This window comes from Cellulosimicrobium composti (assembly GCF_009711085.1).
In the GTDB taxonomy this organism is placed as follows: domain Bacteria; phylum Actinomycetota; class Actinomycetes; order Actinomycetales; family Cellulomonadaceae; genus Cellulosimicrobium; species Cellulosimicrobium composti.
On sequence record NZ_WMKA01000015.1, the window covers coordinates 21797 to 47980 of the forward strand.

23 protein-coding genes are annotated in these 26184 nt (G+C 76.0%); 20 read left to right on the forward strand and 3 right to left on the reverse strand.

Translation table 11 applies throughout. The features are described from left to right. The first annotated feature begins 1 nt into the window (after position 1). The 15 genes from sufD (at position 2) to GJV82_RS19995 (ending at position 15080) form a co-directional block, all read left to right on the forward strand. Positions 2-1255, forward strand: coding sequence for a Fe-S cluster assembly protein SufD (sufD, locus tag GJV82_RS08565; protein WP_024839501.1), 1254 nt, complete (start codon positions 2-4; stop codon positions 1253-1255). Next, on the forward strand, positions 1252-1596 hold the full coding sequence (locus GJV82_RS08570) for a non-heme iron oxygenase ferredoxin subunit (RefSeq protein WP_021480875.1): 345 nt from the start codon (positions 1252-1254) through the stop codon (positions 1594-1596). The genes sufD and GJV82_RS08570 overlap by 4 nt, the downstream gene beginning before the upstream one ends. 69 nt (positions 1597-1665) lie before the next feature. Continuing rightward, a complete protein-coding gene (sufC, locus tag GJV82_RS08575) occupies positions 1666-2448 on the forward strand; it encodes a Fe-S cluster assembly ATPase SufC (RefSeq protein WP_024839502.1) in 783 nt (260 codons plus the stop codon). Positions 2449-2474: 26 nt separating this feature from the next. Beyond that, on the forward strand, positions 2475-3770 hold the full coding sequence (locus GJV82_RS08580) for a cysteine desulfurase (RefSeq protein ID WP_155098924.1): 1296 nt from the start codon (positions 2475-2477) through the stop codon (positions 3768-3770). An 11-nt stretch (positions 3771-3781) separates the two neighbouring features. Further along, complete coding sequence (sufU, locus tag GJV82_RS08585) at positions 3782-4309, forward strand: Fe-S cluster assembly sulfur transfer protein SufU (protein ID WP_024839504.1); 528 nt, start codon at positions 3782-3784, stop codon at positions 4307-4309. Then, positions 4306-4659, forward strand: coding sequence for a metal-sulfur cluster assembly factor (locus GJV82_RS08590; RefSeq protein ID WP_024839505.1), 354 nt, complete (start codon positions 4306-4308; stop codon positions 4657-4659). The genes sufU and GJV82_RS08590 overlap by 4 nt, the downstream gene beginning before the upstream one ends. Positions 4660-4941: 282 nt before the next feature. Next, entirely contained in the window at positions 4942-6333 is a 1392-nt protein-coding gene (locus GJV82_RS08595; RefSeq protein WP_155098925.1) for a helix-turn-helix domain-containing protein, read from the forward strand. Between the two features lie 202 nt (positions 6334-6535). Then, positions 6536-7765 carry a glycosyltransferase gene (locus tag GJV82_RS08600; protein WP_318657442.1) on the forward strand — a complete coding sequence of 410 codons (1230 nt, stop codon included), beginning with the start codon at positions 6536-6538 and terminating at the stop codon, positions 7763-7765. Next, positions 7755-8453, forward strand: a complete 699-nt coding sequence (locus GJV82_RS08605; protein WP_155098926.1) for a lysophospholipid acyltransferase family protein — start codon at positions 7755-7757, stop codon at positions 8451-8453. The genes GJV82_RS08600 and GJV82_RS08605 overlap by 11 nt, the downstream gene beginning before the upstream one ends. Before the next feature lie 844 nt (positions 8454-9297). Further along, a complete protein-coding gene (locus GJV82_RS20450; protein ID WP_404812950.1) occupies positions 9298-9798 on the forward strand; it encodes a nucleotide disphospho-sugar-binding domain-containing protein in 501 nt (166 codons plus the stop codon). A 2-nt stretch (positions 9799-9800) separates the two neighbouring features. Continuing rightward, positions 9801-10283, forward strand: coding sequence for a hypothetical protein (locus tag GJV82_RS08615; protein WP_318657443.1), 483 nt, complete (start codon positions 9801-9803; stop codon positions 10281-10283). Next, complete coding sequence (locus GJV82_RS08620; RefSeq protein WP_225873220.1) at positions 10280-11269, forward strand: hypothetical protein; 990 nt, start codon at positions 10280-10282, stop codon at positions 11267-11269. Before GJV82_RS08615 ends, GJV82_RS08620 begins: the two co-directional genes overlap by 4 nt. Before the next feature lie 105 nt (positions 11270-11374). Continuing rightward, entirely contained in the window at positions 11375-12139 is a 765-nt protein-coding gene (locus GJV82_RS08625; RefSeq protein WP_024839510.1) for an SDR family oxidoreductase, read from the forward strand. A gap of 169 nt (positions 12140-12308) precedes the next feature. Beyond that, positions 12309-14441: an ATP-binding protein gene (locus tag GJV82_RS08630; protein WP_318657444.1), complete on the forward strand. Its 2133-nt coding sequence runs from the start codon at positions 12309-12311 to the stop codon at positions 14439-14441. Positions 14442-14459: 18 nt separating this feature from the next. Next, positions 14460-15080 carry a helix-turn-helix transcriptional regulator gene (locus GJV82_RS19995; protein ID WP_225873221.1) on the forward strand — a complete coding sequence of 207 codons (621 nt, stop codon included), beginning with the start codon at positions 14460-14462 and terminating at the stop codon, positions 15078-15080. Positions 15081-15135: 55 nt separating this feature from the next. Here the strand turns inward: GJV82_RS19995 and GJV82_RS08635 are convergent, their stop codons facing one another. Beyond that, positions 15136-15786 (reverse strand): sigma-70 family RNA polymerase sigma factor, encoded by a 651-nt coding sequence (locus tag GJV82_RS08635; protein ID WP_318657445.1) that lies wholly within the window; start codon positions 15784-15786, stop codon positions 15136-15138. Positions 15787-15969: 183 nt separating this feature from the next. Here GJV82_RS08635 and GJV82_RS08640 point away from each other — a divergent pair, with 183 nt between their 5' ends. Then, on the forward strand, positions 15970-16668 hold the full coding sequence (locus GJV82_RS08640; protein WP_155098928.1) for a lysoplasmalogenase: 699 nt from the start codon (positions 15970-15972) through the stop codon (positions 16666-16668). Positions 16669-16749: 81 nt separating this feature from the next. Here GJV82_RS08640 and GJV82_RS08645 read toward each other — a convergent pair whose 3' ends face one another. Then, positions 16750-19200 (reverse strand): DNA gyrase/topoisomerase IV subunit A, encoded by a 2451-nt coding sequence (locus GJV82_RS08645; protein WP_155098929.1) that lies wholly within the window; start codon positions 19198-19200, stop codon positions 16750-16752. 212 nt (positions 19201-19412) lie between these two features. Between GJV82_RS08645 and GJV82_RS08650 the strand changes: the two genes are divergently transcribed. The 4 genes from GJV82_RS08650 to GJV82_RS08665 all read left to right on the forward strand — a co-directional run bounded on the left by GJV82_RS08650 (position 19413) and on the right by GJV82_RS08665 (position 24794). After that, a complete protein-coding gene (locus tag GJV82_RS08650) occupies positions 19413-22220 on the forward strand; it encodes a GNAT family N-acetyltransferase (protein WP_318657446.1) in 2808 nt (935 codons plus the stop codon). An 83-nt stretch (positions 22221-22303) separates the two neighbouring features. Then, a complete protein-coding gene (locus GJV82_RS08655; protein WP_024839514.1) occupies positions 22304-22897 on the forward strand; it encodes a DUF5998 family protein in 594 nt (197 codons plus the stop codon). Next, on the forward strand, positions 22894-24096 hold the full coding sequence (locus GJV82_RS08660) for an alkaline phosphatase family protein (RefSeq protein WP_318657447.1): 1203 nt from the start codon (positions 22894-22896) through the stop codon (positions 24094-24096). The genes GJV82_RS08655 and GJV82_RS08660 overlap by 4 nt, the downstream gene beginning before the upstream one ends. 56 nt (positions 24097-24152) lie before the next feature. Continuing rightward, the gene (locus GJV82_RS08665) at positions 24153-24794 is read left to right on the forward strand and encodes a thymidine kinase (protein WP_024839516.1); all 642 of its coding nucleotides are present in this window, start codon (positions 24153-24155) and stop codon (positions 24792-24794) included. Between the two features lie 76 nt (positions 24795-24870). Here the strand turns inward: GJV82_RS08665 and sepH are convergent, their stop codons facing one another. Beyond that, on the reverse strand, positions 24871-25986 hold the full coding sequence (gene sepH, locus GJV82_RS08670) for a septation protein SepH (protein ID WP_024839517.1): 1116 nt from the start codon (positions 25984-25986) through the stop codon (positions 24871-24873). Positions 25987-26184: the final 198 nt, after the last annotated feature.

Here is a 26184-nt window from a genome sequence, read left to right on the forward strand (position 1 = left end):
TATGACCACCACCACCATTCCCGAAGAGGCCGGCCTGACGACCGACCACTCGCGCGCGCAGGCCGACGGGGCGCACTCCCACGGCGTCGTGCCGCAGGGCTCGCGCGCCGAGCGGCTCACGTCGTTCGACCTCGCCGACATCCCCGTGCCCTCCGGGCGCGAGGAGGAGTGGCGCTTCTCGCCGGTCGCGCGCCTCGCGCCGCTGTTCGACGAGCAGATCGTCGGCCAGACGGGCGGCGGCGACGTGCGCGTCACGGTCGTCGAGGCGCCCGAGGTCGAGGTCGCGATCGTCGGCCGCGACGACGAGCGCCTCGGCACGGCCGGCAAGCCGGGCGACCGCACCGCCGTCACCGCGTGGAACGCGTTCGAGCAGTCGACCGTCGTCACCGTGCCCAAGGAGGCCGTGGCGTCCGACGTCACGTCCGTGCGGGTCGAGGGCCACGGAGGCACGCCGACGGCGAGCCACGTCCTCGTGCGCGCCGAGCGGCACTCCGAGGCCGTCGTCGTGCTCGACCACGTGGGCACCGCGACGCTCAACGAGACGGTCGAGATCGTCGTCGAGGACGGCGCGCACCTCACCGTCGTGTCCGTGCAGGACTGGGCCGACGGCGCCGTGCACGCGTCGTCGCACCGCGCCCGCCTGGGCCGCGACGCGCGCCTCAAGCACGTCGTCGTGACGCTCGGCGGCGACGTCGTGCGCATCACCCCCGACGCGGAGTTCACCGCCGAGGGCGGCGACGTCGAGATGGTCGGCCTCTACTTCGCGGACGCGGACCAGCACCAGGAGCACCGCCTGTTCGTCGACCACGCCGTGCCGCGCTGCAAGTCGCGCGTGACGTACAAGGGCGCGCTGCAGGGCGAGGGCGCGCACGCGGTGTGGGTCGGCGACGTGCTCATCCAGGCCGAGGCCGAGGGCACGGACACCTACGAGCTCAACCGCAACCTCGTCCTCACGGACGGCGCGCGCGCGGACTCGGTGCCGAACCTCGAGATCGAGACGGGCGAGATCGAGGGCGCGGGTCACGCGTCCGCGACCGGTCGCTTCGACGACGAGCAGCTGTTCTACCTGCAGGCGCGCGGCATCCCGGAGATCGAGGCGCGTCGCCTCGTCGTCCGCGGCTTCTTCGCCGAGCTCATCCAGGAGATCGGCGTCGCGTCGGTCGAGGAGCGCCTGCTCGAGGCGATCGAGCGCGAGCTGAGCAAGTCCATGTCGATCATCGACGGGAGCGCCGAGCCCGCCGAGGCGTCGGCGTGACCGCTCAGCCCGCCTGCACGACGTCCGACCTCGGCCCGGAGGAGGCGCTCCGCGTCGAGCTCCCGGCCGAGGACGGGCGCGTCGTCGAGGTCGCGGTCGTGCGCGACGGCGACGGCGGCTGGCACGCGATCTCGGACATCTGCTCCCACGGGGCGGTGTCCCTCTCGGACGGCGAGGTCGAGGGCTGCTTCGTCGAGTGCTGGCTGCACGGCTCGCAGTTCGACCTGCGGACCGGCATGCCGACCGCGCTGCCCGCGATGCGGCCCGTGCCCGTCTACCCGGTGACGGTCGACGGCGAGCAGGTGCTCGTCGACGTCGACCGCGTCGTCGCCCCCACCTGACCGTCCTTGACTGACCCGGCGCGCCGCGCGCGCCCCACAGCTCACCAGAACCTCTTGGAGAAGAACCAGATGTCCACTCTCGAGATCCGCGACCTGCACGTCAGCGTCGAGACCAAGGAAGGGCCGAAGCCGATCCTGCGCGGCGTCGACCTGACGATCGCCAGCGGCGAGGTCCACGCCATCATGGGCCCGAACGGCTCCGGCAAGTCGACGCTCGCGTACTCGATCGCCGGCCACCCCAAGTACGAGGTCACCGGCGGCACCGTGACGCTCGACGGCGAGGACGTCCTCGCGATGAGCGTCGACGAGCGCGCCCGCGCGGGCCTCTTCCTCGCGATGCAGTACCCGGTCGAGGTCCCCGGCGTGTCCGTGTCCAACTTCCTGCGCACCGCGAAGACCGCGATCGACGGCGAGGCCCCCGCGCTGCGTCACTGGGTCAAGGACGTCAAGGGCGCCATGGAGCGCCTGCGCATGGACGACTCGTTCGCCGAGCGCTCGGTCAACGAGGGCTTCTCCGGCGGTGAGAAGAAGCGCCACGAGATCCTCCAGATGGAGCTCCTCAAGCCGAAGTTCGCCGTGCTCGACGAGACCGACTCGGGCCTCGACGTCGACGCGCTGCGCATCGTCTCCGAGGGCGTGAACCGCGTCCACGGCGAGACCGACGCGGGCATCCTGCTCATCACGCACTACACGCGCATCCTGCGCTACATCAAGCCGGACTTCGTCCACGTCTTCGTCGACGGCAAGGTCGCGGAGGAGGGCGGCCCGGAGCTCGCCGAGCGCCTGGAGGAGGAGGGCTACGACCGCTACCTCGGTGGCGCCGTCGAGTCCGCCTCGGCCGCCTCCGCCTGAGCCGTCCCGCACCCGAGGAGCCAGCCATGACGACCACCGCGCACAGCGCCCGCCTCACGGCGGACGAGCTCGCCGCCGTGCGAGCGGACTTCCCGCTGCTCGAGCGCACCGTGCGCGGTGGTCGTCCGCTCGTCTACCTCGACTCCGCGGCGACGTCGCAGAAGCCGCAGGTCGTCCTCGACACCGAGGTCGACTTCTACGAGGAGCGCAACGCGGCCGTGCACCGCGGCGCGCACCAGCTCGCCGAGGAGGCGACGGAGGCGTTCGAGGACGCCCGTGCGGACGTCGCGGCGTTCGTCGGGGCGCGGCCGGGCGAGATCGTGTGGACGTCCGGCGCGACGGCCGCGATCAACCTCGTCGCGTACGGGATCTCGAACGCGACGCTCGGGCGCGGGGGAGAGGCGGCCCGCCGCTTCGCGCTCGCCCCGGGCGACGAGATCGTCGTCACCGAGGCCGAGCACCACGCGAACATCGTCCCGTGGCAGGAGCTCGCGGCCCGCACGGGCTCCGTCCTGCGCTGGTTCGACGTGGACGACGACGGCCGCGTGCGCGTCGAGGACGCCGCGAGCGTCATCACGGAGCGCACGCGCGTCGTGGCGTTCACGCACGTGTCGAACGTGACGGGCGCGATCACGCCGGTCGAGCCGGTCGTGGCGCGGGCGCGCGAGGTCGGGGCGCTCACCGTGCTCGACGCGTGCCAGTCCGTCCCGCACCTGCCCGTGGACCTGCCCGCGCTCGGCGTCGACTTCGCCGCGTTCTCGGCCCACAAGATGCTGGGCCCGACGGGCGTCGGCGCGCTCTACGGGCGGCGCGAGCTGCTCGAGGCGCTGCCGCCCGTGACGACCGGCGGGTCGATGATCGAGGTCGTCACGATGACCGAGTCGACCTACATGGCCCCGCCGCAGCGCTTCGAGGCCGGCACGCAGCCCGTCGCGCAGGTCGTCGGGTTCGGCGCCGCCGCGAAGTACCTGCACGAGCTGGGCATGGACGCGGTCGCGGCGCACGAGCACGAGCTCGCGGCCGAGCTGCTGCGCATCGGCGAGATCCCGGGCGTGCGGATCATCGGTCCGCGCGAGCCCGTGGACCGGCTCGCCGTCGTGTCGTTCGTCGTGGACGGCGTGCACGCGCACGACGTCGGCCAGGTGCTCGACGACGCCGGGATCGCCGTGCGCGTGGGCCACCACTGCGCGCAGCCGCTGCACCGCCGGTTCGGGATCGCCGCGACCGCGCGCGCGTCCGCGTCGGTGTACACGACGCGCGAGGACGTCGACGCGTTCCGGGAAGCATTGGCCGGGGTCCGGGCGTTCTTCTCGGTGGACTGAGGAAGGACGCCATGAGCTCGATCGAGCAGATGTACCAGCAGGTCATCCTCGACCACGCGAAGACCCCGCACGGTCGGGGCCTGGTCGAGGTGACGGACGGCGCGACGAGCGGCCAGTCGCACCAGGTCAACCCCACGTGCGGCGACGAGGTGACGCTCCGCGTCGAGCTCGCCGGCGACACCATCGAGCGCGTGAGCTGGGAGGGGCAGGGCTGCAGCATCTCGCAGGCCTCGCTGTCCGTGCTCACGGACCTCGTGACCGGTCGCCCCGCGACCGAGGCCGAGCACCTCGGCGAGGCGTTCCGCGAGCTCATGGGCTCGCGCGGCAAGGGCCTCGACGAGGCCACCGAGGACGAGCTCGGCGACGCGACCGTCTTCACGGGCGTGTCGCGCTACCCTGCGCGTATCAAGTGCGCCCTGCTCGGGTGGGCCGCGCTGCGCGACTCGCTCGTTACCTCGGGAGCCCTCGCCGCCCCGCAGACCGCAGCAGCCCCCGACGCGGCGCCCGCCGCGCGGGCAACGACGGAGGAGAACCGATGACCACCGAGACCGGCGCGCCCGCCGAGGGCGCCACGCCGAGCCCGCCGAACGTCGCGGACGTCGAGGAGGCGCTGCGCGACGTCATCGACCCCGAGCTCGGCATCAACGTCGTCGACCTCGGCCTCGTGTACGGGATCCAGATCGACCAGAACAACCACGCCGTCATCGACATGACGCTCACGTCCGCGGCCTGCCCGCTGACCGACGTCATCGAGGACCAGTCCGCCCAGGCGCTCGAGGGCCTCGTCGACGGCTTCCGCGTCAACTGGGTCTGGATGCCGCCGTGGGGTCCGGAGAAGATCACGACCGACGGCAAGGAGCAGCTCCGCGCGCTCGGCTTCAACGTCTGACGGTCAGCACCGGTCGACACCGACGCCGCGTCCCCACGGGGGCGCGGCGTCGTGCTGTCCGGAGGGTCCGTCGCGGGGTCTGACGGCCCGTCGCGGCACCTGCGGGCGCGCCGCTGCTCACGATCCGGTTTCGGATCGTTCCGGCGCGTTGACGAGGAGTGTCCTGAGTGTTGGGATATGGGCGCCCCACCCCACTTCTCGGAGGACGACGTGACACAGCAGGACCAGACCGGATCGGGCGGTTCACCGCGGCAGGTGCGTTACCGCGGCAGGCATCTGCCCATGGTCGCCGTGGTGGTCGCGGCACTCATCGCGACCGCCCTGGCCTACAGCGGCATGGTCCTGTTCGGCCTCGAGGTCGCGCACATGACGCCGCTCGAGGCGTACGGCCTCGCGGGCTTCCTCGAGGTCAGCCTCGTCGCGGTCGCGCTCATGGCGCGCAACGCGGCGCTCGAGGGCCGCCCGTACGGCGTCCTGCTCACGCTCACCTGGGTGCTCTCGGGCACGTCGGGCCTGTTCGCGGCCCTCCACGAGGTCGCCGTGCCGACGGCGAGCACGCCGTACATGGTGATCTTCCGGTTCGTCCCGCCGCTGGTCGCCGCGCTCATGTGGCACCTCGCCCTCGTGGGAGAGCGGCACATGGTCACGGGGCACACGCTCGAGGAGCGTCGTCGCGAGGCACGCGTCCACGGCTACGTCTCCGCCCTGGAGCAGTGGCGCGACGCGCGCGCGGACAGCGCCGGCTCGCCCGCGGACCTGCGCAAGGTCCGCGCCGCGCACGAGCGTCAGCGCGCCGCGCGGGACGCCGCGCTCAAGCTCCTGACGGTCGAGGATTTCGAGCGCCGCATGCAGGTGTGGGTCGAGCGCCTGGAGGCGGCGGAGCGTCACGGCGCGCGGCTCGACCTCATCGGGGCGAGCTCCGTCAAGCGCGGCACCGCGCGCGGCCCGGCCGAGGTCGCGGCCGTCGCCGCGGTCGTCGCCGCGCCGGTCGCCGTCGTCACGGACGCTCGCGGGGCGGACGCGCGCGAGGCCGACGCCCGCGAGCTCGGGGGCTCGACCCTTCCCGAGATCGCGGCGCCCGAGCCGGCGCGCGCGACGGCCGCCGAGGCCGTGGTCGAGGCGCAGGAGCGTGCGGCCGAGTCCTCGCAGGACGACGCGATCACCGAGGAGCTCCCCGCCACCGAGGCGCCCGCGGAGGACGGCACGGCCGACGCGGTGGACGTGGCGGACGAGGCGGTGGACGAGGTGGACGAGAAGCCCTACGTGCCCCAGACGTCCTTCGAGGCCCTGCCGGACCTGGAGGCGCGCGTCAAGGAGGTGTTCGGGCGCACCCGGCCGCTCCCGTGGGAGCAGCCCGTCCCCGAGACCCCGAGCGCCCCGGCCGTCGAGCCGCCGACGGTGACCGGCCACACGCGCCGCGTCGAGCTCTTCGACCTCGCGCGCCCGGCGGCCGAGACCTCGGCGGCGGCGACCGACGAGGCGACGCCGGGCGAGGAGGACCCGACCGTCGAGCGCGACCGCCGCATCGTCGAGCTCGCCCGCCAGGGCATGAACCAGCGCGAGATCGCGCAGAAGGTCTCGGCGTCGCGCTCGACCGTGAGCCGCGTCGTGCGCCGCTACGAGGACCAGAAGCCCCTCGCGGAGGAGGACGAGCGCGAGCTCGCCAACGCCTGAGCGGGACCTCGGGCGCGGCAGCGCCCGGCTGCGGCCCGACGGTCCGAGCGTGCCCGGCGGCGCGCTCGGACCGGGGCCCGGACCCCGGCGGACCGCGACACGCTCCCGGCGCGTCCGGCGTCCCCCGGCGGCGGTCCTCTAGCCTGACGTCATCCCGTCAGCAGGCGCGGACCGTGCGCCGAGCGTCGTGAGGGAGCCGCGGGTGCGCGTCCTGCTCGTCATCGACCAGTTCGAGGATCCCACCAACGGGACCACGGTCTCGGCCCGGCGCTTCGCCGCCGCGCTGCGCCGGCGCGGGCACGAGGTGCGCGTCGCGTGCTACGCCGACGACGCGACGCAGCGATCCGACGCCCCGCACCCGGCCGACGACGTCGTGCGCTACCCGCTCCGGCGGCGCGGCGTCCCGGGGTTCGACCGGGTCGTCGCCGCCCAGGGCTGGGTGCTCGCCAAGCCCGACGACGACGTGCTGCGCGAGGCGCTGCGCTGGGCCGACATCGCGCACGTCATGTCGCCGTTCTGGCTCGGCTCCCGGGCCCAGCGGCTCGCGGGCGCTCTCGGCGTCCCGGCCACCGCCGCGTTCCACGTGCAGCCGGAGAACGTCACGTACAGCCTCGGGCTGGGTCGGGTGCGGCCGCTCAACGACCTCGTGTACGCGGTGTTCCGGCCGTTCTACGACCGCTTCGGCCACGTCCACTGCCCCAGCCGGTTCATCGCCGACGAGCTGCGCAACCACGGGTACCGCGCGTCGCTGCACGTGGTGTCGAACGGCGTCGACCCGCGCTTCGTCCCGCGCCGGCTGCCGAAGTGGGGCGACCTGGCCGGACGGTTCGTCATCACCATGACGGGCCGGCTGTCCCGCGAGAAGCGTCAGGACGTGCTCCTCGAGGCGGTCCGCCGGTCCCGGCACGCCGAGCGCATCCAGGTCGTGCTCGCCGGGCGCGGGCCGCTCGCCGAGCGGTACGCGCGGCTCGGCAGGTCGCTCCCGCACCCGCCGGTCATCGGCTTCCTCTCCCAGGACGCGCTCCGCGACGTGCTCGCGTCGAGCGACCTGTACGTGCACGCGGCCGACGCGGAGATCGAGGCCGTCGGGTGCCTCGAGGCCGTCGCGACCGGGCTCGTCCCGGTGATCGCCGACGCCCGCGCGTCGGCGACCGGCCAGTTCGCGCTCGACGAGCGCAGCCTCTTCCGCGCGGGCGACCCCACGGACCTCGCGCGTGCGATCGACTACTGGGTCGAGCACGACGACGAGCGTGCCCGGATGGGGTCGGTCTACGCCGAGCTGGGCGCGGAGCACGCGATCGACCGGTGCGTCCCGCGGATCGAGGAGATGCTGCTCCGCGCGGTGGCCGAGCAGGGCCGTGCGGCGGACCCGACGGCGCTCGACCACGAGGACACCGAGGGCCGCACGCACGGGCGCTCCCATGAGCGCTGAGGTCCCGCGCGAGGGCCGGACGCCCCGACTCTGGAGCCGCGCCGACGCGGTCTTCTTCGACGTCGCCATGGCGATCGTGCGCGGGTACGGGTACGTCGTCCACGGGCTGCGCGTCACGGGGCGCGAGCACCTCGACGCGGTGCGCGGCGGCGTCGTGACGGTCTCCAACCACGTGCACTACCTCGACGGCCCGTGGGCCGCCGGGCAGTTCCGGGGCCGACGCGCGGCCGTCACGTCCCAGCCCGAGAACTTCCGCCTCCCCGTGGCCGGGTTCCTCGTCACCCACCTCCTCGCCCTGGCGCTGCCGCGCACGCCCGGGGAGCTCCGCACGTTCGAGGAGCGGCTGCGCCGGGTCCTCGACGCGGGCCAGGGCGTGCACGTCTTCCCCGAGGGCGAGCTCGTCATGTACGACACGGCGCTGCGGCCGTTCCGGCGCGGCGCGTTCGCGTACGCGTGCCGGCTCGGCGTGCCCGTCGTCCCGATGGTCTTCACGTACGGTCCGTGGCCCTGGTGGCGTCCGCGGCCGTCGATCCGGCTGACGATCCTGCCGCCCGAGCGACCCCGCGGCGCGGCACCCGCCGACGTCGCCGAGCTCCTGGCCCGCTGCCGGGAGGCCATGGACGCGGTCGTCCGTGACCACGGGTGGGTCGGCGACCGGCCCGTGACGGCTCGCCGTCGGCGGACGTGACTGTCACGGATCGCGGCCCTGCCCGGTCGTCCTGTCGGCAGGACGGCTCGCACGGAGGGAAGAGCGGTGGGCACGGGGCTCGGCAGGTGCACCGGGGGCGGTCGGGCGCGCCCCGCCGCGCAGGACGGCGTCGTGGCGGTGCCGTCGTGAGCGTCGTCGCGTTCCTCAACGTCCCGCTGCGCGGGCACGTGAACCCCACGCTCCCGGTCGTGGCGGAGCTCGTCCGGCGCGGGCACACCGTGGTCTGCTGGACGTCGCCCGAGCTCGCCCCCGAGGTCGAGGCGGCGGGCGCGACAGTTCGCCCCGACCCGGCGCGGCTGCCGCTGCCCGACCCGCCGATCCCGCTCGCGATGCTCGACGGCCTCGCCCGCACGACGCACGAGGTGCTGCCCGCCGTCCTGGCCGGGCTGCGGGAGGTGGGACCGGACCTCGTCGTGCACGGGGCGGCCTGCCCGTGGGGCGCGCTCGCGGCGCGCGTGCTCGGTGTGCCCGCGGTGTCGCTCTTCACCACCTTCGCGTTCGGCGCGAACGGGCCGAGCCCGACCCGCCTCTCGCGCGACCTGCTCCGCTCGGCCGCGCGCCGGCCCGCGCTCGCGGGGAGCTACGTGCGCTCGCGCTGGGCGCTGCGCCGCCGGTACGGCGCCGGGCGGCTCCCGCTCGTCGACCTCGTCAACGCGCGCGAGCCCGTCAATCTCGTCTTCACGACCCGGTCGTTCCAGCCCGGTGTGCGGACGCCCTGGGCCCGTCGTACCGGTTCGTCGGGGCGAGCGTCGGCGCGCGGCTCGCGGACCCGACCTTCCCGAGCGACCTCGACGCGCCCGTGCTCTTCGCCTCGCTCGGCACGGTGTTCGACGGCGGCCCTCGCCTGCTCCGGACCCTCGCCGAGGGCCTCGCCCCCCTCGGCGGCACCGTGGTGCTCGCGACCGGCCGCACCGACCCGGCCGCGCTCGGCGCGCTGCCCGCCGGTGTCGTCGCCCGGCGCTCCGTGCCGCAGCCGGAGGTCCTGGGTCGCGCCGCGCTCTTCGTGACGCACGCGGGCATGAACAGCGTCAACGAGGCGATGCTCGCCGGGGTCCCGATGCTCCTGGTGCCGCAGGGTGCTGACCAGCCCCTCGTGGCGGCGCGCGTCGCGGCGCTCGGCGCCGGGCTGGTCCTGTCGACGCGCGACGTCTCCGTGGGGGCGGTGACGGAGCTCGCGGGCCGGCTCCTCCGCGAGCCGCGGTTCCGGGAGGCCGCGGGCCGGCTCCGGGAGGAGCAGGTCCGGGCGGGCGGGGCCGGGCGAGCAGCCGACGAGCTCGAGCGGGTGCTGGGCCGCGAGCCGGCCGCCGAGCGCGCAGGGGCCTGACCGTGACCGCCGCCGTGCTCGCCCTCGTGGCGCTCGCGGGACTGTCGGAGGCCGCCGGCCGGGTGCTCCCGGTCGTGGCGCGCAGGTCGCGCGCGTCCGGTCCCCTCGTCGCCGCGCTCATGCTGACGGGAACCGTCGTCGAGGCCGTCGTGATCGTTGCCTGGCCGGCCGCCGCCGTCGCCGTCGCACGTGCGACGGGCGCCGCGCCGGGGGTCACGCTCGGCTGGACCGCCGCGACGGTCGCGCCCCTGGTCCTCGCCGCCGTGCTCGCGCTCCCGCTCGTCGGCCCGTTCCTCCACGCGACGCTGCTCGTCGCGGTCGGGGCGGCCATGGCCGGGCGCCTCGCCGACGCCGCGGGGGCCGGCTGGTGGGCCGCGGCCGCGTGCGTGGCCGTCGCCGGGCTCGGTCTCGCCGCGGCCGTCGAGGTCGTCCGGTTCGTCGTGGCACGGGTCGTCGCCACCGGCTCGCGGCGGGCCGTCGCGTGACCGAAGCGCTCGTCGTCGGCGTGCTCGCGGCGCTCGGGACCGTCCTCGTCGTCGAGGCCATCCTCGCCCGCCACGAGCTGCTCGTGTACGCGACCGGGTGGCGGGAGCAGGCGCGGGAGCTGCCGGACGGACTCCCGTACGCGCGCGGAGCCGACCCCGACCGCCCGCCCGACGCCTATGTCGTGTACCTCGACGGCATCGGCAAGCTCCGGTTCCGCGACACGCGTGACGGGGGCCGGCTCGTCCAGGCCGTCATCGCGCGCGGCCCGACGCTGCGGGTCCTCGGGCAGGTGCAGCCGTACTCGCCCCTCGTCCGCCCGCTCGTCGGGCGACCGGTGTGGGACTGGTTCCGCCGCCGCGCCGGGATCGTCCTGTTCCTGCACAACGTCGTGCAGACGTTCGTCGCCGCCGACCGCCGATACCGGCCGCTCTACAACGACGCGGTCGGCGCGCACGTCGCGGACCAGCTCCGTCTCGCGGGCTACCGTGCCGGGACCGGGACGCTCGTCGTCCTGCTCTGCTACAGCGGCGGGGCCCAGGTGGCGACAGGCGCCGTCCGCGAGCTCTACGCGCAGCTGCGCGCGCCGATCGTCATCGTCACCGTCGGGGGCTTCCACAGCGGCACGAACGACCTCGCGGACGCCGAGCACGTGTACCGCCTGACGAGCGGCGCGGACTGGATCGAGCGGTTCGGGACGGTGGTCTTCCCCGCGCGCTGGCGCTCGCGGGTCACGCGCCGCAGCGCGTGGAACCGCGCCGTCCGGGCCGGCAGGGTCACGGACGTCGACCTCAGCCCCGCCGCCCACATCGGCGCGGGCAGCTACATCAGCCCCGACGCGTGCGCCCCCGACGGGCGCACCTTCCTGGACCGCACGACGGACGAGGTGCTCCGCGCCGTGCGACGGCACGCGGACGCCTCGCGCGCGGGCGACGTGCGGCGTCCGGAGCCGCTCGCCGACCGCTCGGGTCGGCGCCCGGCGCCGTGAGCCGCGGCCCGCGTGCGGCGTTGTCACGGATCGCGGGCCCGGCCGGTCGAACAGGAGTCAGGGGCGCGCCGCGGGCCGCCCGGATCCACGTCACGGAGGTGCGTCATGAAGGTCGTCGTCATCGGGGGAACAGGGCTGATCGGCTCGCAGGTCGTCTCGCGGCTGCGGGAGCAGGGGCACGAGGCGGTGCCGGCGGCGCCGAACACGGGAGTGAACACGCTCACGGGGGAGGGGCTCGCCGAGGCGCTCGCGGGCGCGGACGTCGTGGTCGACGTGTCGAACTCGCCGTCCTTCGCCGACGCGGACGTGCTGAGCTTCTTCACCACGTCGACCACCAACGTGCTCGCCGCGGAGCAGGCCGCGGGCGTGGGTCACCACGTCGCGCTCTCGATCGTCGGCGCGGACCGTGCGCCGCGCAGCGGGTACCTGCGGGCCAAGGTGGCCCAGGAGGAGCTGATCAAGGCGTCACCCGTGCCGTGGACGATCGTCCGGGCGACGCAGTTCTTCGAGTTCCTCGCGGCCATCACGGACTCGGCGACGCAGGACGGCGTCGTCACGCTGTCCACGGGGGCGATCCAGCCGATGGCCGCCCAGGACGTGGCCGCGGAGGTCGCCGACGTCGCCATGGCACCGGCGCGGAACGCCACCGTGGAGATCGCCGGCCCCGAGCGCTTCCACCTCGACGAGCTCGTGCGTGGCGCTCTCGCCGCGGCCGGCGACCCGCGCACCGTGGTCTCCGACCCGGCCGCGACCTACTTCGGCACGCCGCTCGACGAGACGACGATCGTGCCGGTGGGCGACGACGCGATCCTCGCGCCGACGACGCTGTCCGCGTGGAAGGAGGCGCGCGCCGCCGCGGCGGCGAGCTGAGCCGCCGGACGTCCCCGGTGCCCCGAAGGCCCCCGACCGCGACGCCGCGGCCGGGGGCCCGCGGCGTTCGCTCCTCCGCACCCGGGCGGAGCCTTGACAGCCCGGGGCGGATCGGGTCCCCTGAGAAGGTCCCCGCGTCGACGCGGGCGCGCGACGCGAGGAGGTGGTCGTGCAGGCACGACCAGGCACCCGGGGGCCCCTGCTGGACCGACGCCGCGAGCGCGCGGTCCTCGACGCCCTGCTCGCCGACCTGCACGCGGGGCACGGGCGCGCGCTCATGCTCCGGGGCGAGGCGGGCGTCGGGAAGTCCGCCCTCCTGGAGTACACGGTCGGGGCGGCCGACGGCCTGCACGTCGTGCGCGCGGCCGGCGTCGAGTCGGAGATCGACCTCGCGTTCTCCGGGCTCCACCTCCTCTGCCTGCCGCTCCTGGACCGAGTGGAGGTGCTGCCGGCGCCGCAGCGGCACGCCCTCGAGGTCGCGTTCGGGCTGCGCGACGGGGGCGCGCCCGACCGGTTCCTCGTGGCCCTCGCGGTCCTCACGCTCCTGTCGGAGCGGGCGCGAGAGCGGCCGCTGCTGTGCGTCGTGGACGACACGCAGTGGCTCGACCGGGCGTCCGCCCAGGTCCTGGCCTTCACCGCGCGCCGGCTGCTCGCGGAGCCGGTGGGGCTGCTCTTCGCCGCGCGCGAGCCGGCCGAGCACTTCCGCGGGCTCGCGGAGCTCGAGGTCCGGGGCCTGGGCCGGCGCGAGGCGCACGCCCTCCTGCGCTCCGTGGTGCGGTTCCGCCTCGACGAGCCCGTCCGCGACCGGATCCTCGCGGAGACGCAGGGCAACCCGCTGGCCCTGCTGGAGCTCCCGCGCGGGCTCGGGCCGGCGCAGCTCGCGGGCGGGCTCGGCCTCGTCGGTGCCCAGACCGTACCCGTCCGGATCGAGCAGGGGTTCCTGCGCCGTGTCGTCGCGCTCCCGCCCGACACGCGCTCGCTCCTGCTCCTCGCGGCCGCCGAGCCGGTGGGGGACCCGCTCCTGCTCTGGCGCGCGGCGGAGCGCCTGGGCGTCCCGTCGTCCGCGGCCGAGGCCGCGCAGACCGAGGGACTGCTGCACGTCGGCACGCGCGTGCGCTTCCGGCATCCCCTCGTCCGGTCCGCCTCGTACGCCGCGGCCACGCCGGAGCAGCGGCGCGCCGCGCACCGCGCGCTCGCCGAGGTGACCGACCGGGAGCGCGACCCCGACCGGCGCGCCTGGCACCTCGCGGCGGCGACCACGGGTCCCGACGAGGAGGTCGCCGTCGAGCTCGAGCGCTCGGCCGACCGCGCGCAGGCCCGCGGCGGGATGGCGTCCGCGGCCGCGTTCCTGCAGCGCGCGGCCGAGCTCACGGACGACCCGGCGCGACGGTCGGAGCGCGCGCTCGCCGCCGCGCAGGCGAACCTCGTCGCCGGCGCGTTCGGCCCGGCCGACGAGCTCGTCGAGATGGCGGCGGTCGGGCCGCTGGACGAGCTCCAGCAGGCGCGCGCGACGCTCCTTCGCGGGCGCATCGCGTTCGCGACGAGCGCGGGCAGCGAGGCGCCCGCCCTGCTCGCCAAGGCCGCGAAGCAGCTCGAGCCGCTCGACGACGTCCTCGCCCGCGAGACGTACCTCGAGGCGTGGTACGCGGGGATCTACGCGGGCCGCTTCGCCGGTGCCGGCGACCTCGAGGAGGTCTCCCGCGCGGCCCTCGCCGCCCCGCCGCCCGTCGGGGCGCCCAGCCCGGCCGACGTCCTGCTCCACGGGCTCGCGACGCTCGTCACCGAGGGTCCGGTCCGCGCGACGCCCGCACTCCAGCGCTCCGCGCGCGCCTTCGCCGCGGGCGACGTCTCGGTGGCCGACCGGCTGCGCTGGAGCCAGATGGCGGTCGTCGCGGCGGGCGTGGTGTGGGACGAGGAGTCCTGGGCGACCATCCAGGACCGCGAGCTGCGGCTCAGCCGCGAGGCCGGGATGCTCGCGCCGCTGATGATCTGGGTCAACGCGGCCGGCATGAACGCGGTGCGGCACGGGGACTTCGCGGCCGCGGCGTCGTACGTGGCGGAGAGCGAATCGATCGCCGCGGCGACCGGGACGCTGCTCGGCCCGTACGGTGCCGTGACGCTCGCCGCGTTCCGCGGCGCTGAGGCCGAGGCGACGAGGCTCGTCGACGCGATGGTCGCCGACGCCCGCACGACGGGGCAGGGGACCGGCCACCAGTACGCCGGGTGGGTCTCCGCCGTCCTGCACAACGGCCTGCGCCGCTACGACCGCGCGCTCGCCGACGCGGAGGCCGCCGCGGCGTAGACGGAGCTCACCCTGGCGATGGCCGCGCTGCCGGAGGTCGTCGAGGCGGGCGCCCGCGCGGGCCGGACGACGAGCGCGGAGGAGGCGCTCGGGCGCCTCGCCGAGGTGACGGGTACCGCCGGGACGGACTGGGGCCTCGGCCTCTACGCCCGGTCGCGCGCGCTGCTCGCGAGCGGGGACGACGCCGAGAGCGCGTACCGCGAGGCGGTCGAGCGCCTCGGGCGCACGCGCTTTCGGCCCGAGCTCGCGCGCGCACACCTGCTCTACGGGGAGTGGCTGCGGCGGGAGGGTCGGCGCACGGACGCGCGCTCCGAGCTCACGACGGCGCACGACCTCTTCACGGCGATCGGGATGGAGGCGTTCGCCGGACGCGCCGCCGCGGAGCTCACGGCGACCGGCGAGTCCGCGCGACGGCGCAGCGTCGGCGCGCCGCACGACCGGCTCACCCCGCAGGAGGGCCAGATCGCCCGGCTCGCGCGCTCGGGCCTGTCCAACCCCGAGATCGCCGCCCAGCTGTTCCTCAGCCCCCGCACGGTCGAGTACCACCTGGCCAAGGTCTTCGCGACGCTCGGCATCTCGTCCCGGCGGGAGCTGCGCGCCGTCCTGCCCGACGCCGTGAGCCCCGCCCCCGCGGACTGAGCCCACCCGCGCAGCGGGTTGCCTGATCGGGCACCGAGCCGCCGGCTCCGCGCACTCACGCCGCGCGGCGCACGGCCCGGTGCGGGACGGCGGCGGCGAGCAGCCGCTCGAGGTCCGCGAGGTCGCCCGAGCGCGCCGCGTCGAGGAAGGTCCGCACGAGGCGCCGGTGCTCGGCGGCGTCCACGGGCCGCCGCCGGCCCGAGCGCAGGTGCTGGTGCGCGCGCCGCACGAGCTGCCGCGCGTGGTCGGCCCGCACGTGCAGGACCTCGCCGATGCGCCGGTACGGGTAGTCGAACGCGGCGCGCAGGAGGTATGCGGCCCGCTCCGCCGGGGTCGCCGTCGTCAGCAGGAGCCGCAGACCGGCGTCGACCGACTCCGCGACCTCGACCGCCGGCTCGGGCCCGCCGTCCTGGTCCGCCCCGTCGAGGACCCATCCGCCCGCCGTCGTCTCGCGCCGGCTGCGGGCGGACCGCACGACGTTGATCGCGAGCCGTGTGGTGGTCGACGACAGGAACGCGGGCGCGTTGAGCACCCGGTCGCGGTCGGCCCGCCGCCACCGCAGCCACGCCTCCTGCACGACGTCCTCGGCCTCGACCCCGTCCCGGAGCACACGGCGCGCGATCGCCACGAGCTGCGGTCGTGCGGCGAGGAAGGTCGACGTGAGCTCCCGGTCCTCCGGGCGCGTCGCGAGCACCTGTGCGGTCACGGTCCCGTCTCCGTCCTGGCGTCCCCCGACGCCTCACGCGCAGCGTCGCGCCCCACGCCCGGGCGTCGCGTCCCGGGGACACCCTGGTCCGAGCGCGACGGCGTCCCCTGGGGAGTGCGAGCGCACTAGGATCGGGCCGCCGGCGACGGTGCCGGCCGCTCGACCGAAGGAGTCACGACGCCCATGCCCGCCGCGTGGGGCGCGCTCGCCCTGCTCACCCTCGTCCACCTCGTCGCGCACCTCACCGGGCCCCCGGTGCTCGCCGACACGACGCAGTGGTTCCTCATGCCCCTGCTCGCGGGCTGCCTGTGGCTCGCGACGCGACCCTCCCCGGGCGGTGCGCGGCGCTCGCGGCTCGTCCGGCTCGTGCTCGTCGCGCTCGGCTTCTCGTGGCTCGGGGACGCCGCACCCGACCTCGCCGACGGCGACGCCGCGTTCCTCGTCATGGTGGGCTTCTTTCTCTGCGCCCAGGTCACGTACACGCTCGCGTTCTGGCCGTTCCGCGCAGGCTCCGTGCTCCGCCGCCCGCTCGCCCTCGCGCCGTACGCGCTCGCCCTCGTCGCGCTGGTCGTCGCGTGCGCGCCGGGCGCCGGGTCTCTGCTCGTCCCGGTGCTCGTCTACGGCGTGGCTCTCGTCGCGACGGCGGTCACGTCGACCGGCGTGGACCGCCTCGCCGGTGTCGGCGGCGCCGTCTTCCTCGTCTCGGACGCGCTCATCGCGCTCCACGCCTTCGCGCCCTGGTACGACCTGCCCGCCCACGGGTTCTGGGTCATGCTCACCTACGTCTCCGGCCAGGTGCTCCTCGTTCTGGGAGTGCTGCGTCGTGAGCGCCGGGAGTCGGTCGCCGCTGCGGAAGGAGAACCCGCCTGGGCGTCGACGTGACGCTCGCACGCGTCGTCCAGGAGGGGCGGTCGTGGCTCGCAGGGTCGAGAGCGGGCGGGACCGTGCGCGGCGGCGGGAGGGCTAGCCGACCGCGGTGACCGGCGACGCGAGCGGCGTGCCCGACCCGTCGCGGCGCTGGTCGACCGAGGGCAGGTCCACGGCCTGGCCGCCGGAGCCCGTCGCGCGCGCCGGACCCTGGCCGACCCAGGCGAGGATGAGCGCGTCCTCGCCCTTGAGGAACCGCTGTGCCCGGACGCCGCCGGTGCCGCGACCCTTGCCCGGGTACAGCTCGTACGGGGTGACCTTGCCGGCGCCGGTCTGCGTGCCGGGCAGCGCGGTCGACGACCCGGCGATCGTCACGACGACCCCGAGGTCACGGACGTCCGCCGGCACGACCCCGAAGAACGCCACGCGGTGACCCGGCGCGAGGCGGATGCCCGCCATGCCGCCCGCGGGCCGGCCCTGCGGGCGCACGGCCGAGGCGTCGAAGTGCAGGAGGGACGCGTCGCTGCTGACGAACACGAGCTCGTCCGCGTCGGTGGCGGGTGCCGCGCCGACGACCGTGTCGCCGTCCTTGAGCCCGATGATCTCCCAGTCGTCACGGTTCGCGGGCGGGTCGCCGGGCGTCACGCGCTTGACGACGCCCTGGGCGGTGCCGAGCGCGAGCGGGGGAGCGTCGGCGGCGATCGACGCGATCGTCACGGCCTCCTCGCCGGGCTCGAGCGCGACGACCTCGCTGAGCGGGACGCCGCCGGACAGGCTCGGCGCGCTGTCCGTCGGGGGCAGCGCGGGCAGGTCGAGCACGGACACGCGGACCATGCGCCCGCGGCTCGTGACGAGGCCGACCTCGCCGCGCGCCGTCGTGCGGACAGCGGCGCGCAGCACGTCGTGCGCGGCGCGCGGCCCGGTCCGGGCGGGCTCCGTCTCGTCGCTCGTGCGCGCGAGCAGCCCCGTCGCGGAGAACAGCGCCCAGCACGGCGTGTCCGCGACCTCGAGCGGCACGGCCGAGGTCGTCGTCGGGGCGGCGCCCGCCGACTCGAGGAGGATCGTGCGGCGCGGCGTGCCGTACGTCTTCGCGACGTCGGCCATCTCGGCGGACACCACGGCCCGCAGCCGCGCGTCGCTGCCGAGGATCTCCTGGAGCTCCTCGATCTCGCGCCGCAGCGTCTCCTGCTCCTTCTCGAGCTCGATGCGCGAGAACTTCGTGAGGCGGCGCAGCTGCAGCTCGAGGATGTAGTCGGCCTGCGGCTCGGAGAGGTCGAACACCGTCTGCAGGCGGGCGCGCGCCGTCGCGGCGTCGTCGGACGAGCGGATGACCTCGATGACCTCGTCGATGTCGACGATCGCGACGAGCAGGCCGTCGACGAGGTGCAGGCGCTCGGACCGCTTGCGCAGCCGGTAGGCCGAGCGGCGGCGCACGACGTCGATCCGGTGGTCGACCCAGACGGACAGCATCTCGCGCAGGCCGAGCGTGCGGGGCTGGCCGTCCACGAGCGCGACGTTGTTCATGCCGAACGAGTCCTCGAGCGGCGTGTACTTGTAGAGCTGCTCGAGGACCGCCTCGGGGTTGAACCCCGTCTTCACCTCGACGACGATCCGCAGGCCGTGCTCGCGGTCCGTGAGGTCGGTCGCGGCGGTGATGCCCTGGATCTTCTTCGACTTCACGCCCTCGGCGATCTTCTCGATCACCTTCTCGGGGCCGACGAGGTACGGCAGCTCGGTGATGACGATGCCCTTGCGCCGCGGCGTGAGGTTCTCCACGCGCGCGGTCGCGCGCGTGCGGAACGTGCCGCGGCCCGTGCGGTAGGCGTCGCGCACGCCGTCGAGGCCGACGATCTTGCCGCCCGTGGGCAGGTCCGGGCCGGGGACGAAGCGCATGAGCGCGTCGAGGTCGGCGTCCGGGTGCGCGACGAGGTGGCGCGCCGCGGCGACGACCTCGACGAGGTTGTGCGGCGCCATGTTCGTCGCCATGCCGACGGCGATGCCCGACGCCCCGTTGACGAGGAGGTTGGGGATCGCGGCGGGCAGCACGTCCGGCTGCTGCAGCTTGTTGTCGTAGTTCGGGACGAAGTCGACGACGTCCTCGTCGAGGCCCGCGGTCATCGCGAGCGACGGCGGCGCGAGGCGCGCCTCGGTGTACCGCGAGGCGGCGGGACCGTCGTCGAGCGTGCCGAAGTTCCCGTGCCCGTCGACGAGGGGCAGCCGCAGCGAGAAGTCCTGCGCGAGGCGCACGAGCGCGTCGTAGATCGCGGCGTCGCCGTGCGGGTGGAGCTTGCCCATGACCTCCCCGACGACGCGCGCGGACTTCACGTGCGCGCGGTCGGGGCGCAGGCCCATGTCGGCCATCATGTAGAGGATGCGGCGCTGGACGGGCTTGAGGCCGTCGCGCGCGTCGGGCAGGGCGCGGGAGTAGATGACGGAGTAGGCGTACTCGAGGAACGACGTCTCCATCTCCGCCTGGACGTCGACGTCGACGATCTTCTCGTTCACCTCGGCCGGGTCGATCGAGGGGGTCGAGGACTTGCGCGCCATGTGCCTGCGGGCTCCTGCCGTTCGGTGCGCCCGGAGGGCGCTGCTTCGTGCCGGTGGCGGCCGGCGGTGACGTGCTGCGGGTGCGTGCCGCACGCGAGGGTACGCCACGGCGCCGACACACCGACTCACCACGGCTGCCGGGACCATTGTCCTCCCCCGTCGGGGCGGGGTGGCGCAGGCGCACGGCGCGTCGCACCGCATAGCCTGGGCACGTGAGCGACGGCGGCGCAGCCGGGCAGGGCCCGGACACGTACCCGGTGGAGTGGGAGGCCGACGTCGTGCTGCGCGACGGGACGACGACCCACGTGCGCCCGATCCGCCCCGAGGACGCCGACGCGCTCCAGCGCTTCCACGTCGGCCAGTCCGAGCGCTCGACGTACCTGCGCTTCTTCGCCCCCATGGAGCGGCTGTCCGAGCGCGACCTCGAGCGCTTCACGCACGTGGACCACGCCGACCGCGTCGCGCTCGTCGCGGTCCGGCCACGCGACGGCGCCCCCGACGCGGCCCCCGGTGACGCGGACGAGGACATCATCGGCGTCGCGCGCTTCGACCGCACCGGGCCCGCGGAGGCCGAGGTCGCGTTCAACATCGCGGACTCCGCGCAGGGCCGCGGGCTCGGGTCCGTGCTGCTCGAGCACGTCGCCGCCGCGGCGCGCGAGCGCGGCGTCCGCCGCTTCACCGCGGAGGTGCTCCCGCAGAACGGCAAGATGCTCGCGGTGTTCCGCGAGGCCGGGTACGACGTGCACCAGCAGATGGACGACGGCTTCGTGCAGGTGAGCGTCGACCTCGACCCCACGGAGCGGTCGCGCGCCGTCATGGCGGACCGCGAGCACCGCGCCGAGGCCCGGAGCATGCAGGGTCTCCTCGGTGCGACGAGCGTCGTCCTCGTCGGGCCCGGAGCGCCGCGCCGCGACGCGCCCGACCGTCCGGGCGAGGCCCTCGACCGAGTCCTCGCCCGGCGCGCGCTCGCGGCGCTCGTGCGCAGCCACGACGTCACCGTGCACGTCGTGGGCGTGCCCCCCGACGAGGACGCCGCGGACGCGCCGCTCCCGGCCCACGACGGCGCCGGGCCGCACGAGCACGCGCGCCTCGCCGACGTCCCCGGCCCGGTCGAGCTCGCCGTCGTGGCGCTGCCCCCGCCCGACGCGATCGACGCGGTCCGCCAGCTCGCCCGCCTCGGGGTGCGCGGCGTCGTCGTGCTCTCCGCCGGGTTCGCCGAGACGGGGCCCGACGGCCTCGCGCTGCAGCGCGAGCTCCTGCGCGTCGCGCACACCGCCGGGCTGCGCGTCGTGGGACCCGCGAGCTACGGCCTGCTCCGCACGGGCGACGCGCGCGAACGCCCCGCGCTCGCGGCGACCCTCGCCGACGACCTCCCGGCACCCGGCGTGGTGGGCCTGTTCAGCCAGTCCGCGCCCATGGCCGTGACGCTCCTCGCGACGACGGCGCGGCGCGGCCTCGGAGTGTCGTCGTTCCTGTCCGCGGGGCACCGGGCCGACGTCTCCGGCAACGACCTCATGCAGTACTGGCAGGACGACGCCGCGACCCAGGTCGTGTGCCTGTACCTCGAGTCGATCGGCAACCCGCGCAAGTTCTCCCGCATCGCGCGCCGCCTCGCGTCGGTCAAGCCGGTCGTCGTCGTCACGGCCGGGCGCTCCGGGCACGTCGTCCCGCCCGGGCACGCCGTGCGCTCGACGCGCGCGCCGCGCCGCACGCTCGAGGAGATGCTGCGCCAGTCGGGCGTGATCCGCGCCGAGAACACGCACCACATGATCGACATCGCCCAGCTCCTCGCGCACCAGCCGCTCCCGCGCGGCCGCCGTGTGGGCATCCTCGCGAGCTCCGCCTCGCTCGCGGCCCTCGTCGCCGAGGCGTCGTCGTCCGCCGGGCTCGTCGTCGCCCGCACGGACTTCCTGCCCGAGGACGCGTCCGCCGACGACGTCGCGGCGACGGTCGACGCCCTCTACGCGCCCGACGCGTGCGACGTCGTCGTCGTGGTCCAGGTGCCCGTGGCCCGGCCGCGGCGCGAGGACGTGTCGCGTGCGGTCGCCGCCGCGGCGGCGCGCACGGGGCGCACGACGGTCGCGAGCATGCTCGGGCTCCACGGCCTCACCGACGAGCTCGCCGCCCCGGCCGCCGACGACGCGGCTCCCGACGGGCTGCGCCGCGTCCCCGCGTACTCCACGCCCGAGGACGCGGTCGCCGCGCTCGGCGCCGTCGTGCGGTACGCGCGCTGGCGAGAGGCGGACCACGGCACCGTCGTGCGCCCCGCGGGGACCGACGCCGCGCGCGCCCGCGCGCTCGTGGAGCGCACCCTCGGCGACAAGGACGCCGTCGAGCTCGACCCGGCCACGACCGCGGAGCTCCTCGCGTGCTACGGCGTGCGGGTCTGGCCGGCGCGTCGCGTCCGCACCGCCGACGAGGCCGTCGCGGCCGCGCACGAGGTCGGGTGGCCCGTCGTGCTCAAGAGCACCGCCGCCGGGCTGCGGCACCGCGCGGACCTCGGCGGCGTCCGGCTCGACATCGGGGACGAGACCGAGCTGCGCACCGACGTCGCCCAGATGCGCGAGGCGCTCGCAGCCGTGCTGCCCGCCGCCGCGGACGAGCCGTTCGAGATCCAGGCGATGGCGGACGCGGGCGTGGCGTGCGTGATCCGCTCGACCGAGGACCAGCTGTTCGGCCCGGTGGTGTCGTTCGGCCTCGCGGGCGACGCCGTCGACCTGCTGGGCGACGTGGCGTACGGGGTGCCGCCGCTCACGGACGTCGACGTCGCGGCGATGGTGCGCTCGGTGCGGGCCGCGCCGCGGCTCTTCGGGTACATGGGCACGCACGCGGTCGCGACGGCCGCGCTCGAGGACGTCCTCGCGCGCGTGTCCGTGCTCGCGGACGACCTGCCCGAGGTGCGCAGCCTCGAGCTCTACCCGGTCGTCGTGTCCGAGCACGACGCCGCCGTGCTCAGCGCGCGCGTGACGCTCGCCGACGCGCAGCGTGCCGACGCGCTCCGGCGCGCGCTGCCCGGCTGACGCCGCCGTGCGCGGCGTCCCGCGGTCCACAGCGCCGCCGCGGCAGGTGGCCGGGGCGGTGCGCCGGATGGGAGAATGCGCGGGTGCCCTCAGCAACATCGAACGCCTGGACCGACCTGACGACCCAGCTCCACCGCGCCGGGTACTACCCGGAGCTCGTCGCGGACGTCCTCGACCTCGCGGTCGCGGGGGAGGAGATCGTCTCGCACCTCGTGCTGCCGGAGACGACGTTCGACGCGGCCGAGGTGCGTCGCCACCTCACGGTGCTCGTCCTCACGCCCACGCGACTCGTCACCGCGCACGTGGACGACCACCCCGCCGACAGCGAGAACCCGTCGGCGTCCGCCGCGGCCACGACCGAGTCGGTCCCGCTGGCCGAGGTGCGCTCGGTGTCCCTCACGCACGTCGTCGCGGAGCCGCACGAGCACCGCGCGGGGACCGCCCCGCTCGAGGTGACGCTCGCGCTCGGCTGGGGCGCCGTCTCGCGCGTCGACCTCGAGCCGGCCACGTGCCCCGACCCGGCGTGCGACGCCGACCACGGCCTCACCGGCCAGATCACCCCCGACGACGTCGTCGTGCGCGTGAGCGCCGAGGCGGAGGGTCGCGACGCGGTCCGCGCGGCGGTCGACTTCGCGCGCGCGCTCTCGCGCGCCACGGCCAGGCACAGCGCCCGGTGAGCGAGGCACGCGCGGACGAGGCCGGTCTGCCGGCGGCTCCGGCGCTCCCGGTGGGGCTGCTCGCCCCCGAGCACGGCGACGGCGGGCTCGCCGCGGTGCTCCCCGCCGCGGCGGGCGCGCTCGGCGTGCGCTTCACGACGGCGACGGGCGTCGCGAGCGAGCGCGCGCGCACGGCTCTCGACCTGCCCCGCGCCGAGCGGGTGTGCGTCGTGCTCGTCGACGGCCTCGGGCACCTCAACCTCGCCGAGCGGGCCGGGCACGCGCCGTTCCTGCGCTCCCTGCTGCCCGACGCGCGCGCCCTCACCTCGACGTTCCCCAGCACGACCGCCGCCGCGATCGGCGCGTTCGGCACCGGGACGGCGCCCGGCCGCACGGGCATGCTCGGGTACACCCAGCGCAACCCCGTGACCGGTGGCCTCGCGAACATGGTGTCGTGGGACGGCGCCCCGCCGCCCGCGGAGCTCCAGCGCGAGCAGCCGGTCCTCGAGCGCGTCGCCGCGGCCGGGCTCGCCGTGACGTCGACCGGGCCGGCGCGGTTCGCCGGGTCCGGGATGACGCTCGCGGCCCTGCGCGGCGGCACCTACGCCGCGGGCGAGGGGCTGCCTGCGCGCGTCGACGCCGCGGTGCGTGCGCTCGCCCGCCCCGGCCTCGTGTACGTCTACTGGGGCGAGGTGGACAAGGCGGGCCACCACCACGGCAGCGCGTCCTGGCAGTGGGGCGACGAGCTCGAGGCGCTCGACCGCGAGCTCGCCCGGCTCGTCCGGTCGGTCCCGACGGGCACGCTCGTGCTCGTCACCGCGGACCACGGCATGGTCGACGTCGACCCGGCGTTGCGCCGCGACGTCGCGACCGATCCGGTCCTGTCGCGGGGCGTGGCGCTCGTGGGCGGTGAGCCGCGCGCGGTGCACGTCTACGCCGAGCCGGGGGAGGCCGAGGCCGTCGCCGAGCGCTGGCGCGACGCGCTGGGCGAGGACGCGCTCGTCCTCGGCCGTGACGAGGTGCTCGCGCGCGGCCTGCTCGGGCCCGACCCGCGCCCGGACGCGGTCGCGGCGGCCGGTGACGTCGTGGTCGCGATGCGCGGCCGCGCCACGGTCGTCGACTCGCGCACCCAGACGCCCGCGTCGCTCGCCCTCGTCGGGGTGCACGGCTCGCTCACCGAGCGCGAGATGCGCGTGCCGCTCCTCGTCGCGGCCACCTGAGTCGCCCGACCCGCCGTCCGACCCCGCCCGACCGACCTCGCGAAGGAACGCCCCCGATGGCCGAGCTCGTCTTCTTCTCCGGGACCATGGACTGCGGCAAGTCCACCCTCGCGCTCCAGCTGGACCACAACCACGCGGCACGCGGGCGCCGCGGGCTGATCTTCTCGCGCAACGACCGCGCGGGGTCGGACCGGCTGTCGTCCCGCCTCGGGCTCGAGGTCGTCGCGCGCGAGGTCGACGACGACACCGACTTCTGGTCGCTCGTCACGGCCGAGCCCGTGCCCGTGGACTACCTGGTGTGCGACGAGGCGCAGTTCTACTCCCCGGCGCAGGTCGAGCAGCTCGCCCGGCTCGTCGACGAGACCGAGATCGACGTGTTCGCGTTCGGGATCACGGCCGACTTCCGCACGCGCCTGTTCCCCGGGTCGGCGCGGCTCATCGAGCTCGCCGACCGGGTCGAGGTGCTGCAGGTCGAGTCGCTGTGCTGGTGCGGGCGGCGCGCGACCCACAACGCCCGCACCGTGGACGGCCGCATGGTCGTCGAGGGCGACCAGGTCGTCGTCGGGGACGTGGACGCGGGGTCGGGCGAGATCGGCTACGAGGTCCTGTGCCGTCGCCACCACATGCGCCGCATGACGACGACCGTCGCCCGCCGCCTCGCGACCCAGGACGGGCTCGCGCTCGACCTGCCGCGCTGACCGCACCCGACGGCTCCGTCGACCGGGCCGTCGCGAGTCACCGGCTCGCGCCCGCCGTCGCGGCCCGAGCCGGCGACTACTCCGGGCGCGCCCCGAACACGATCTCGTCCCAGCTCGGCACCTTGGCACGCGAGCGGTTCTTCCCCCTGCGCGGCTCGCGCGCGCCCTGCGTGCGGCCCGCGTGCGGCGGCTCGGCCGCGGCGGGCGGCGCGTCGGCGTCGGGCGCGGGGCGTGACGCCGACGGGTGCTCGTCGCGGGGCCGGCTCTCCGCGGGCACGTCGTCGCGCCCCTCCGGGGCGTCGCCCCCGGACGGCGCCGCGGCGTCCGTCGGGGCGTCGTCGAGCGGCCGGATCGTCGGGAGGTGGACGACCGTCGCGCCCGACGGCGCGGGGGAGTCGTCGCGCTCGTCCGGCACGCGCCCGACCTGCGGCCCGAAGCCCTCGAACGGCTCCTGTCCCTCGACCTCGACCGGGCCGCCGGGCGCGCGCCGCGGGCGCACCCCACGGCGCTGGCTGAGGTCGTCGAGCAGCTCGGCCGTCCCGTCGTCGGCCGGCGGCCCGCCGCGTCGCCCGCGACCGGTCGCGTCGACGTCGAACACGGCGACCGCACCCGGCGTCGGGTCCTGCGGGGCGTCCGTCCCCGCGAGCCACCGCGCCTCGTCGTCGAGCGGCTGCAGCACGCGCGTGCCGGGGTCGTAGGACCAGCGTGCGGCGCGGCTGCCCGAGCCGACCTCGAACGCGGCCGTCACGACCCACGGCGCGCCGTGCTCGCGCGCGGCGCTCCAGTCCACGGACTCCGGGTCGACGTCGCGCGCGGCGAGCCGCTGCGCGACGAGCTCGCCGACCGTCGGCGAGTCCTCCTCGTGCCCGGGGCGCGAGCCGCGGACGCGCTCCACCACGTACTCCTGCTCCGCGACGACCGGGCCGGCGAACCGGCGCACGTGCTCGACGGCCAGTCCCGCGACCTCGGCGACCGCCTCGACGGTGTCGCCGGCCCGCAGCCGCGCCTGGATCTCGCGCGGGGCGAGGTTGCGCTCGCCCTCCGCGCGCAGGTGCTCGAGGTGCGGGCGGTCCCGCCGCACGGCCGCGCGCAGCGCCTCGGTGATCGGCAGCGTGAACTGCGCGCCGCCCGTCGCGCGCAGGACGAGGTGCTCCCCGTCCTCGTGCAGTCTCACCAGCTCCAGCTCGTCCATGGGTCCTCCCGTGTCGCCGCGCCCGGTGGCGCTCGCGGTGCCGCGAGGTCCCCGTCGCCGGGCGGGCCGTCCCGGGGGCCCGCCGGGCTCCGCGGACCGTGACGTCCGCCGCACCGCTGTCTCGAGGGTGCCATCGTCCCACCCGCGAGCGGCGCAGCACGCGCGGTGTGCCGCGGACTCGGCGCGCGGCTCCCGGGC

Excerpts from the sequence above, each read along its gene's own strand:
- sufD (WP_024839501.1), top strand. The coding sequence starts at position 2 with ATGACCACCACCACCATTCCCGAAGAGGCCGGCCTGACGACCGACCAC.
- sufC (WP_024839502.1), top strand. The coding sequence starts at position 1,666 with ATGTCCACTCTCGAGATCCGCGACCTGCACGTCAGCGTCGAGACCAAG.
- GJV82_RS08580 (WP_155098924.1), top strand. The coding sequence starts at position 2,475 with ATGACGACCACCGCGCACAGCGCCCGCCTCACGGCGGACGAGCTCGCC.
- sufU (WP_024839504.1), top strand. The coding sequence starts at position 3,782 with ATGAGCTCGATCGAGCAGATGTACCAGCAGGTCATCCTCGACCACGCG.
- GJV82_RS08590 (WP_024839505.1), top strand. The coding sequence starts at position 4,306 with ATGACCACCGAGACCGGCGCGCCCGCCGAGGGCGCCACGCCGAGCCCG.
- GJV82_RS08595 (WP_155098925.1), top strand. The coding sequence starts at position 4,942 with ATGGTCGCCGTGGTGGTCGCGGCACTCATCGCGACCGCCCTGGCCTAC.
- GJV82_RS08605 (WP_155098926.1), top strand. The coding sequence starts at position 7,755 with ATGAGCGCTGAGGTCCCGCGCGAGGGCCGGACGCCCCGACTCTGGAGC.
- GJV82_RS08625 (WP_024839510.1), top strand. The coding sequence starts at position 11,375 with ATGAAGGTCGTCGTCATCGGGGGAACAGGGCTGATCGGCTCGCAGGTC.
- GJV82_RS19995 (WP_225873221.1), top strand. The coding sequence starts at position 14,460 with ATGGCCGCGCTGCCGGAGGTCGTCGAGGCGGGCGCCCGCGCGGGCCGG.
- GJV82_RS08640 (WP_155098928.1), top strand. The coding sequence starts at position 15,970 with ATGCCCGCCGCGTGGGGCGCGCTCGCCCTGCTCACCCTCGTCCACCTC.
- GJV82_RS08645 (WP_155098929.1), bottom strand. The coding sequence starts at position 19,200 with ATGGCGCGCAAGTCCTCGACCCCCTCGATCGACCCGGCCGAGGTGAAC.
- GJV82_RS08665 (WP_024839516.1), top strand. The coding sequence starts at position 24,153 with ATGGCCGAGCTCGTCTTCTTCTCCGGGACCATGGACTGCGGCAAGTCC.
- sepH (WP_024839517.1), bottom strand. The coding sequence starts at position 25,986 with ATGGACGAGCTGGAGCTGGTGAGACTGCACGAGGACGGGGAGCACCTC.